General features: G+C 29.4%; 10 protein-coding genes and 2 pseudogenes. 8 read left to right on the top strand and 4 right to left on the bottom strand.

Going from position 1 to position 10,179, the window contains the following annotated elements:
* Positions 1 to 321 (bottom strand): annotated as a pseudogene (locus V5784_RS01635) (D-alanine--D-alanine ligase); the annotation flags it as partial.
* An 83-nt stretch (positions 322 to 404) separates the two neighbouring features.
* Positions 405 to 740 (bottom strand): hypothetical protein, encoded by a 336-nt coding sequence (locus V5784_RS01630; RefSeq protein WP_336887305.1) that lies wholly within the window; start codon positions 738 to 740, stop codon positions 405 to 407.
* A 602-nt stretch (positions 741 to 1,342) separates the two neighbouring features.
* On the opposite strand from V5784_RS01630, the pseudogene V5784_RS01625 reads away from it, so the two are divergent.
* From V5784_RS01625 to coaBC, 5 genes and pseudogenes are all read left to right on the top strand, one after another.
* Positions 1,343 to 1,470, top strand: a pseudogene (locus V5784_RS01625) (cold shock domain-containing protein); the annotation flags it as partial.
* Between the two features lie 413 nt (positions 1,471 to 1,883).
* Positions 1,884 to 2,315 (top strand): hypothetical protein, encoded by a 432-nt coding sequence (locus tag V5784_RS01620; RefSeq protein ID WP_336887304.1) that lies wholly within the window; start codon positions 1,884 to 1,886, stop codon positions 2,313 to 2,315.
* A gap of 9 nt (positions 2,316 to 2,324) precedes the next feature.
* A complete protein-coding gene (locus V5784_RS01615; RefSeq protein WP_336887303.1) occupies positions 2,325 to 2,789 on the top strand; it encodes a hypothetical protein in 465 nt (154 codons plus the stop codon).
* Between the two features lie 201 nt (positions 2,790 to 2,990).
* The gene (locus V5784_RS01610; protein WP_336887302.1) at positions 2,991 to 3,707 is read left to right on the top strand and encodes a hypothetical protein; all 717 of its coding nucleotides are present in this window, start codon (positions 2,991 to 2,993) and stop codon (positions 3,705 to 3,707) included.
* A gap of 276 nt (positions 3,708 to 3,983) precedes the next feature.
* Entirely contained in the window at positions 3,984 to 5,237 is a 1,254-nt protein-coding gene (gene coaBC, locus V5784_RS01605) for a bifunctional phosphopantothenoylcysteine decarboxylase/phosphopantothenate--cysteine ligase CoaBC (protein WP_336887301.1), read from the top strand.
* Positions 5,238 to 5,292: 55 nt separating this feature from the next.
* Here coaBC and kdsB read toward each other — a convergent pair whose 3' ends face one another.
* Entirely contained in the window at positions 5,293 to 6,030 is a 738-nt protein-coding gene (gene kdsB / locus V5784_RS01600) for a 3-deoxy-manno-octulosonate cytidylyltransferase (RefSeq protein ID WP_336887300.1), read from the bottom strand.
* 212 nt (positions 6,031 to 6,242) lie between these two features.
* Here kdsB and V5784_RS01595 point away from each other — a divergent pair, with 212 nt between their 5' ends.
* The gene (locus V5784_RS01595; RefSeq protein ID WP_336887299.1) at positions 6,243 to 6,878 is read left to right on the top strand and encodes a hypothetical protein; all 636 of its coding nucleotides are present in this window, start codon (positions 6,243 to 6,245) and stop codon (positions 6,876 to 6,878) included.
* Positions 6,879 to 6,928: 50 nt separating this feature from the next.
* Here V5784_RS01595 and V5784_RS01590 read toward each other — a convergent pair whose 3' ends face one another.
* On the bottom strand, positions 6,929 to 7,729 hold the full coding sequence (locus V5784_RS01590) for a histidinol-phosphatase HisJ family protein (protein WP_336887298.1): 801 nt from the start codon (positions 7,727 to 7,729) through the stop codon (positions 6,929 to 6,931).
* 340 nt (positions 7,730 to 8,069) lie between these two features.
* On the opposite strand from V5784_RS01590, the gene V5784_RS01585 reads away from it, so the two are divergent.
* Complete coding sequence (locus V5784_RS01585) at positions 8,070 to 9,326, top strand: serine/threonine protein kinase (protein ID WP_336887297.1); 1,257 nt, start codon at positions 8,070 to 8,072, stop codon at positions 9,324 to 9,326.
* Positions 9,323 to 10,093 carry a VacJ family lipoprotein gene (locus V5784_RS01580; RefSeq protein ID WP_336887296.1) on the top strand — a complete coding sequence of 257 codons (771 nt, stop codon included), beginning with the start codon at positions 9,323 to 9,325 and terminating at the stop codon, positions 10,091 to 10,093. Before V5784_RS01585 ends, V5784_RS01580 begins: the two co-directional genes overlap by 4 nt.
* Positions 10,094 to 10,179: the final 86 nt, after the last annotated feature.

The raw sequence follows: 10,179 nt of genomic DNA, 5'->3' as shown, positions 1-10,179 counted from the left end.
TCCCAAACTACCTGCTATCTTTTTAGTTATATTTTTATCCATTGCAACTGAACTTGGAGCTGCTTTAGACCCTGTATATTTTTTTCCTAAAAGATCAAGTAAGCCTTGAATCCTTCCATCCTCTCCACACCCACCATGTAGAGATAAAAATGCTATATCATATTCATTTTCAATAAATGGTGTGACTAGGTTTTCACTTGTTAAATCTACGCCATATGCATCGTAACCCTGTTTTATTAAGCTACTTAATACTGCACTTCCTGTTTTTAGTGATACTTCCCTCTCTGTTGATGTTCCACCCATAAAAACTGCAACTTTCATCTTTCTCCTCCTAATAATGATTATTTTTTCTTCTAGTTAAATTCCAGACATCTTTTTTACTTCTTCCTTTTTAAAGGTTTTTTTTACCCTACAATTTTTTTATATCTGCTTGCCTTTACAAATAGATCGGAAGGATTAACAGTTATTTCATGTTGTTGAATAACATATCCATGATCAAATAAAATATCCCTTACCATTGCACCGATAAGTTGTTTAAACCTGGTTAATTTCACATGATTTTCTAATGGAAAATTATTTATTAAGTCTTTTTGTAATGCAGTGACTGCAGGTTTTTTAAGATATGTAGCCGTTTCCATTTTGATTAAACTTTCTCTTGTTTCAAGGAAAACCCAAATATCTTGGGACAATTGACTATATTGCCCTACCAATAGATCGTTAAATTTCTTGTCTATATACATTGCTATCCCTCCTTGCTTTAAACCCCATTAGATTAAAAGGGTCTTGATTCTAAACCATCTTATATTTATAACATATTCTATTTTAGATATACTACAATTTAACTTCTTTCCTTCCTAGATTGTAAAATTAAATGCAACACTTCAAAAATAACAAAAGTGCTAGTATATCATGTCAAACGCACCACCTCGTAGATTTCATGATAGAAGTGAGAAATACTGAACCCGCGTCTATTATATTTTAGTAACATTTATACTCTGAAAATTTAACGATATGATACGAAAGTGTCAAAATAACTATTTGTGGAACTATCATTTCTAAGCAATTTTAGACTTTAATCATTATAGACCTCACATAAAACCGATTACAGTCTTAAAAGTCATAATGACACAACTAAAAATAATAAATAGATTCAGTTTATCTGCTTGCCTTTTTAAAATATTGAGATAAAACTTTATTTTTTACAACACTTGTGATACCACTTAATAGTAACAGATGGTCATACAAGAGCTTCATTGGTTAAGAAATCATTGAATTGTATTTAAAGTTAAATGGATTTCCAAGAAAACCTTATCTGTATTAAAATTTTACAAAGGTAACATATATGTTGAAAGTAACGGTTAAATAGTTTAATATGATAAAGGATTTGGATTTATTTTGGCAGAAGACGGGAACAATTACTTCACACATTTTTCACAAATCAATAAAGAAGGATTTAAAACTTTGCAAGAGGAGCGGAAGTAACTTTTTTCTTGAGCCTGACTAAGCTCTGACTAGGTTCTGACTTTTATTTGCCACCAATCTCGAGCAATCAAACCCAAAAATCTCTTGTCCTTTTAGGATATTAAATATGAAAATTCCACAATTAAGTAAAACTAATATTAAAATACATTTTAACTAATATTGTAAGGGTCGTGGTTCATCAGTGAAAACCATTCTTTCCCCCTACTATATTCAAAGAAACAAATGGAGTATTATTTTGATGAACATTGGCAATTGAATAGTGTGTTTATAGTGCTTTGTTTTTATATAAAAATACAGTATAATCTCAATTAAGAGATATGTATGAGGAGGATTAAAATTGGACAATAGTATAATGGATGTTTTAACCGAAAATAAAGATATAATAACTGAAAGTATGAAATATGGGCTTAATTTTTATAAGTCAATTAGAAAAAAATATTAAAAAATATTTAGAAAAAATAACTTTAGAATGTGGATACATAGCACCTCTAGCCTTAAAACGACAAGGTGGAAAAAAATTAGAGGATTTATATGAACCATTGACATTAGTATCTAATAGTAATTCTAAAGAAATAACTATTAGATATTTTGATTTTTCAATTTTTTTGGAGAGAAATAGAATTTTAATTGAAGATGATGCAGGTATGGGGAAAAGTACTTTAATAAAATTTTTAGTTTCAAGTTATATAAAAAGTAACAACTTTGAAAATTCAAACTATATACCTATTTTTTTAGAATTGAGGAATTTAAATGAAAATGGTTCTATTTTAGAATTGATAAATGAAAAAGTTTTAAATAACAGTACTAATAACGAATTACTTGAATTACTTTAAAATGAGAAATTGATAATATTTTTTGATGGATTTGATGAAATTCCTGAAAAGAATAAGAGTAGAATCGCAAGGGAAATAAAGGATACTTCTCATTCTCATTGTGATAATTATTATATAATAACTTCCAGACCAGAGAATATATTATCTACTTTTGCAAGTTATTTAAAATATAGAATAAGGCCACTAACTATTTTAGAGGCAAAGCGTTTATTAAAAAAATATATGATAAATGATAAAAAAATGTATGAAGAATTAATTTTAGAAATAGAAAAAAATCATGATGTATTGAAAGATTTTCTACAAACTCCATTACTAGCTTCTCTATTGTATGAAGCGTATTCATTTAAAAGAAATATTCCTGAAACGAAATTGGAATATTACAATCAAGTTTTTGAAGTTCTTTACCAAGCCCATGATTCTAATAGTAAAGAAGCATTTGTAAGAGAAATAGAGTTAAATAACTTAGAGTTTTGAGCAGTATTAGAAGAATTTTCTGTCCTAGATTTAAATAGCACAAAATTACAATTTACGTTATTAGAAATGACCGAACGGTTAGAAAAAGTTAAAAATCATTTGAATAAAAAATTTGATTCAATGAAACTTATAGAAAACCTAACAATACAAGTACCGTTATTTAAAAAAGTAGGTAATAATTATACATGGAGTCATAAATCTATGCAAGAATTTTTTATTGCTCAAAAAATATATAAATTAGGATGTACAAGAGAAAAAGTTATAAAGAAACTTATAACAGATGATGATAGCTCTAAGTATATTAATATATTAGAATTTTTATATGACTTAGATAATTTAACATTTGAAAATATTCTATTTGAAGAACTCATAAAAGAAATTGATAAAGTTTTTGACGATAATTCAGATTTGAATGAAGATGATCGAGAACTATTGTTTGAATATCCATCAGTATTTCTTTCATCACTAAAAACTAGTGAACTTTCACCTACTAATGGTGTTTTTAATCATTCAAAAATATCTGAAAGATTTAAACAAATTGAAAATTTTAAAAACGCAAATGGTCTTGGGAAAATGAATAACTCAGTTAATTATGGAGTTATAGAAAGACATTATAATTTAAACTTTTCTAAGCATAAATATCATTATATTTTAAAGATTTTATTCGATAGAAATATTAATATTTTTTACCCGATACCTGATCATTCTAATTATTTAGAAGCATTCAAAAAATTTGATTTAGAAGAATATTATTATTATTATTATAAAAACAATAGAAAAGACTTTGAGTTATTAAAAGAAATATTATATAACCATTTATTTTTTGAAAAATATCGATTAAACATATATAAATTTAAAAAAAGATATGAGGAATTAAAATTACAATTATATAAGAAGAATGATATCTTCAATTTTTAATTAAGAAAGTAGAAGAAATAAGAATTTGTTTTTATATTTAATGATTGTTTCTATTAAAACAATCAAATAATCTCGGACAAAAGACTAATGAAAGTTTCAATTTTCAAATTTAATTTTATTTTTTAGTGTGTTATACTTAATGAATATAATCGTGAAACAGATTTGTATGAATTTATGATCACGTGAAAGTTTAGAAGTTAAAATTAACAGTAAAATAAGAAACCATATAACATATAACATATAGGATTATATATATAATCATAATTAAAGGAGGGTATGATAAAAACCTATATATTTATCATACAAGACATATCTATGAAAACAAATAAAAATATATTATTAGGAATTACCGGAGGGATTGCAGCCTATAAATCTGCTAATATCTGTTCCCTTCTAAAGAAAAATGGATATGATGTAAAGGTGATCATGACCAAAAATGCTACTGAAATAATAACTCCCCTTACCTTAGAAACCTTGTCTAAAAACAGAGTGGCTGTCGATATGTGGGCAGAAAAATCAAACATAGATGTAGAACATATAGGCTTGGCTGACTGGGCTGACCTAGTTTTAATAGCACCTGCTACATACAATATCATTGGAAAAGTTGCAAATGGTATAGCTGACGATATGCTCTCTACCGTTATCTCTGCAACTTGTGCTCCTACTTATTTTGCTCTAGCTATGAATGTAAATATGTATAACAACCCCATCCTGAAAGATAATATCAAAAAATTAGAGAGATATGAATATAATTTTATCGACGCAGATTCAGGTCTCCTTGCCTGTGACTGGATAGCCAAGGGAAGACTAAAAAAAGAAACTGATATAGTCGATATTGTAAATAACTACTTTGAATCTTTAGAAATGGAGAAGTTTTTAGAGGGGAAAAATATCTTGATTACAGCTGGTCCTACTGAAGAAGCCATCGATCCTATCAGATATCTGAGTAACAGGTCTACAGGTAAGATGGGCTATGCCCTGGCAATTGCAAGTGCTAAATTAGGAGCTAACGTTACCTTAGTTAGTGGCCCTACTAATCTTGAAATTCCAAGTGGAATAGAATTTATACCTGTAAAGAGTGCTGTTGATATGTATGAGGCTGTCTTTACTAAATTTAAAAAAATGGATATTGCCATCGGCTGTGCTGCTGTGGCAGATTATAGAATAAAGGAATATTCAACCTCTAAAATCAAGAAAAAAGATGGAGATTTGGTCTTTGAATTGACTAGAAATCCTGATATATTGATGGAGATGGGTAGGAGAAAAAAAGAACAGATTCTCATTGGATTTGCGACTGAATCAGATAATCTCATTGAAAATGCCATGAAAAAATTAGATAAAAAAAATCTAAATCTGATAGTTGCTAATTCTACCAGTGCTTTTGGAAATGACAGCAACGAAGTATTCTTTATTGACAAGGAAAAAAATGTTTTAGAAATACCACAAATGAAAAAAAGTGACCTTGCATTTAAAATCTTAGAGGTATTAAAGTGCAATATGTCTTGGGAAAGATTAGTTGAAGTAAAATAAAAGATGAACCCTATAAAATATAGGGTTCATCTTTTTTACTCACTAATAATAAAAATTATATTGTAATCTTGTTTTCTTTCACTATTTTTCTGACTTTTTCTAAATCTTCTTTGGTGTCCACTCCTACAATTTTATAGGGTGTCTCCAAAACTTTTATCCTATAACCATTTTCTAAAACTCTAAGTTGTTCCAGTGATTCCGATATCTCTAGAGGTGTCGGAGCCATCTGTGAGTATTTGATAACAAAATCTCTCCTATAACCATATATTCCTATATGCTTAAAATAGTTTTTCATATCCAACTCTCGCGGGTATGGAATAGGCGACCGAGAAAAATAAATTGCATAGTCATCTTTAGTTGTAACTACCTTTACATTGTTTGGATTCTCAACCTCTTCTATCCCATCCATCCTATGTTTTAAGGTAGCCATGCTTAAATCAGGATCTTTTAAAAATGGAGCAATCAGAGCATTGATCATCTCTTTTTCTATAAGGGGTTCATCTCCCTGTACATTTATAATAACATCAAAATCACTATAAAGTTCTGCAACTTCAGCTATTCTAGAAGTTCCGTTGGGATGATCTTTAGAGGTCATAACAACTTCTCCTCCAAAGGATCTTACTTTATCATATACAAGTTGATCGTCAGTTGCTACAACAACCATGTCCAGATCAGATAATAGGGTACGCTTATATACCCATTCAATCATCGAATGACCGCCTATGTCGGCTAAAGGTTTTCCCTCTAACCTCGTTGAAGCATATCGTGCTGGAATAACTCCCAAAAATTTCATATTTTCCTCCATTTATAGTTTTTTATTAATTATACAATATAATTGTTAAAAAAAAAAGGAAACTGATCTTATTTAGAGTATACTCATTAGCAACCTTTTAGTTTTAGGAAGTAAATAACTATTGCTTTATTATAGTTAAATCATTATAATAGAGTGAATAGAAACATTTAAGTTCAATATATATTGTTTTAGAATAACGGGATGGTGGAAAAATGAATAAAAATATGTCTCAGGATATAGCTTTTTTTAATCTATTAAGGGGATTAATTGCACCAACATTAAGAAATGAAACATTGGATTATAATATATTTATCAGTGATCTTGCCAATAAGATGGATATGGATATTAAAATAATTTCTAAATTTTTAAGAAAATTAAAAGACGATGGCTTACTTGATATTTTAAATGGAGTCGATGGGAATGTTAGCCTTCACTTTGAAAAAACACATGATAAACTCTTAGAGATTGTCTCTATTGATGCAATTGAAGAAAAAATTTCTAACATGAGTGATTTCATTGAGAAAAAATCATCATATTTTAACATCCATAATTCAAAAGACTATATTTCAAGGTATGCTCTTGAAATCAAAAATTTAATGGATGAGAAAGGTCAAAATGTTGATCTAAGCGATATTATTTCTAGGGGTATCCAAGATATATTAAGTGAAGATAAAAATAGAACTTCACTTAATAAAACTATATTTGAAATTGCTAAAGAAGCTGACGACGATGACCTAAAAAAATTAGAAGAGATTATCTATTATAAATTAAATTTACCAGTTGAAGAAAATCTGTTTTATGTGACTTTATTTCTGACAGTGGTATCTTACAAAATTCAATATTTATAAGGTTCTAAGAGAGCGACTCAAGTACAAAATCTACTTATGAGTCGCTTTTTTTATATTATTTTATGAAACTTCTTCTTTCTTTTTTCAAAAGTAGTCACATATTCAAACCCTGCATTCCTTAAATACTCCATAGCTTTTTCATAGTTACTAAGTACCCTTTCGGCTATGTGGGCATCACTTCCTACAGTGATTATTGTTCCTCCCATCTCCCTATAAAATTTAATTATATCCAAGGCAGGATTTATACTAGATGAATCATAAAAAAGTCCACCAGTATTTATCTCTATCCCCTTTCCCTCTTGTATTATGTGGGTAAAAAGTTCCCTCAACACCTCTTTAGATTCTCCTAGCTCATGGGTTTGCGCCTCTAAAAAGTATCTTCTTATTAAGTCAATATGTCCTACTACATCGTAATTGTTAAAATGTTTAAAGACATCTAACATCTCACGAAAATATTTAGCAAAAAGATCATCTAAATTTTTCACTTTAGGATCCATCCCGTATAAGCCGACTCCTTCTAAACAATGAGCAGATGCCAAAATAAAATCAAATTCATGTTCTTTTGTATACTGGGTTATCTCCTGTATATTCTTTTCCTCTGCCTGTATCCCTATCTCAACACCCATATAAAGCTCTATCTTCTTCCCATAGATAGATTTTATCCTTTCAAATTCTCTTTTATATCCCTCATAATCTAAATTAAATTTAATATCTTCATCGGGATAATTAAACTCCTTATGTTCTGTAAAACATAGCTTTTTCCCGTCTTTTCTTATGACTTCCTCTACAATCTTACTCATTTTTCCCGATGAATCATCAGAAAATTCTGAATGAATATGGTAATCAAACACGGTATTCCCTCCCATTTTTTAATATATATGTTATTATTTTTAATAACATAATAACATATATTCTTATAAAAAATAAAATAAAATAATCTTAAAAAAAAGATAACACAATCAAATGATATCTGGTAAGATTATCCCAAATAAAAAAGAGAAGAAAATAACCGTAGGAGGAATCGTTATGTTAATCAGAAAAAGTAGATGATAAGAAGCTTCATGGAGAATTAAAGAAGCTTGAAAATAATACCCCTATGGGTTGAATAAGGGATTAGAAAAAGGAAACTAGAGGTTCGAACAGAATAAATATCTGTATAGGATAAAATAAATTAAAAAAGGATGAATTTGTATGAAAAAAATAATATTAATATATATGATTATAAGTTTATGGAGCTATGGGTATTATTATCCATATACAGATCCATATTTAGCAACAGTCTTAGCTACACCCACTAAAGATATGGCAGCATTTAAAAATACAAATTTTAAAGAGATAAAGCTAGACTTAAATCGTGGTAGTGCTCCACCTAATCTATGGTATTTAGATGGATTTCGATTTGGATTGATGGCTCAAGATCATGAAGCTCCCCTGACATTTTTGTTGGCTGGAACAGGATCTAAATACAATTCCTATAAGATGCTTACTATGAGTAGAATATTGTATCAAAATGGCTTTAGTGTTATTATGCTTCCCACGAGCTTTGATTATAATTTTATAATTTCGGCTTCTAAAACTCATGCTCCTGGATTTTTGAAAAGGGACAGCAACGAGATATATGATATCATGGCGTTAGCTCTGAATAAAGTAAAGGATAAGATTCAGTATAAGGAAACTTATGTTACTGGGTACAGCCTTGGAGGAACAGTAGCCCTAGTCTTAGGAGAGATAGACAGCCGAAAAAAACATTTTAACTTTAAGAGGATCGTTGCTGTCAATCCCACTGTAAACTTATATGAATCTGCAAAAATTTTAGATGATCTACTGGATGATAATCTCAAAAATGAGGAAGAATTAGATCAATTACTGCAAAAGATAATTTTAGGTCTAATGCAGTATAGTCAGAAGAGTGGAAAGATGAAGATAGATGAGGCTGCAATTTATTCATTGTTTAAACAATTAAATATGGGCAAGGAGGATTTAAAGATCCTTATTGGTATTGCATTTAGGTTTATATCCATAGATGTCAACTATATCAGTGACATCATGACTAAAAGTGGAGTATATACAGACCCTAATAAAAAAATAACCAAATTTCAAAGTATGAGTGAATATTATAGTGCTATTAATTACAGTAACTTTCAAAATTATATAGAGAGAATTGGATTTAAAACATATAAAAAATTGGATAAGACCCTAACCATGGAGAAGATGATAGAGAATAGTAGTTTAAAATCTGTAGAGAACTATCTCAAAGATGCTAAAAATATTGCAGTCATTACCAATGAAGATGAATTGATACTGACACCGGATAATCTGAAATTTTTAAAAGAAACAATGGCAGGCAAAATAAAAATTTATCCATATGGGGGACATTGTGGAAATATGTTCTATAAGGATAATATAGTTTCTATGGTCCATTACCTTAAAAGAGGTGAGTTAAAATGAATAAAATACTCATTTTAATAACTTTGATTTTTATGGGTTGTAGCAACGTCAGGGTGCAGGAAGAAGTTTCTTCTGATGAAGCAGAAAAAATATTCATAGTAAAGGGTCTTAAGCTTCATTTAAATGATGGAGAATCTCACATTATGGATGCATACGATCCATTTGAACCATTAAACAGAAGGATATACTACTTCAACTATCAATTTGATTATTGGGTAGCTTTACCTATATCCAATTCATATAAATTTTTCCTGCCACAAACTATCAGAACTGGAGTCAGAAATTTTTTTAGTAACTTATATGAACCTATCAGTACAATAAACGGAGTATTAATTTTAGATTATAAAACTGTATTTACAGGCATAAGCAGGTTTTTTATAAATACTACAGTCGGAGTTGCAGGTTTATTTGATGTGGCAACACATCTAAAGATACCTAAACACGAGATCACCTTAAATGATACCTTGGCGGTATATGGGGTAAAGGATGGTCCATACCTAATCCTTCCATTTTTAGGGCCAAGTGACCTAAGAAATGCAGGCTCTTTGTTGACCACATTTATTTTAAGGGTACCTTTGGACCCTGTCAATGTCTATACCGGTTCTTTTTGGGAAGACTTAGCCATCAAAGGGGTGCAGGCAGTAGATATTAGAAGTGAAATTGATTTTCAATACTACAGTCTGGGAACTCCATTTGAATATGAATATGTCAGGCTCCTCTATTTGAGATCTATGGAGATCAGAAAAGCAAACATTGAAAAAAATTAATTTAAATTGACACCGACCTATAGGTAGGTTATAATGGCTAAGATATTTAGGAGGATAAGAATGAATAATACAAAAAGTGAAATAAT

The sequence above is a fragment of the Psychrilyobacter sp. genome, assembly GCF_037132775.1.
Classification (GTDB): domain Bacteria; phylum Fusobacteriota; class Fusobacteriia; order Fusobacteriales; family Fusobacteriaceae; genus Psychrilyobacter.
The sequence above is the reverse complement of the archived record's forward strand: the minus strand, read 5'-3'. Positions and strand labels throughout refer to the sequence as shown.

Bases quoted from the DNA above. Each gene is read 5' to 3' on its own strand.
- V5784_RS01630 (WP_336887305.1), bottom strand. From the start codon at position 740: ATGTATATAGACAAGAAATTTAACGATCTATTGGTAGGGCAATATAGT.
- V5784_RS01620 (WP_336887304.1), top strand. From the start codon at position 1,884: ATGGGCTTAATTTTTATAAGTCAATTAGAAAAAAATATTAAAAAATAT.
- V5784_RS01610 (WP_336887302.1), top strand. From the start codon at position 2,991: ATGCAAGAATTTTTTATTGCTCAAAAAATATATAAATTAGGATGTACA.
- coaBC (WP_336887301.1), top strand. From the start codon at position 3,984: ATGATAAAAACCTATATATTTATCATACAAGACATATCTATGAAAACA.
- kdsB (WP_336887300.1), bottom strand. From the start codon at position 6,030: ATGAAATTTTTGGGAGTTATTCCAGCACGATATGCTTCAACGAGGTTA.
- V5784_RS01595 (WP_336887299.1), top strand. From the start codon at position 6,243: ATGAATAAAAATATGTCTCAGGATATAGCTTTTTTTAATCTATTAAGG.
- V5784_RS01585 (WP_336887297.1), top strand. From the start codon at position 8,070: ATGAAAAAAATAATATTAATATATATGATTATAAGTTTATGGAGCTAT.
- V5784_RS01580 (WP_336887296.1), top strand. From the start codon at position 9,323: ATGAATAAAATACTCATTTTAATAACTTTGATTTTTATGGGTTGTAGC.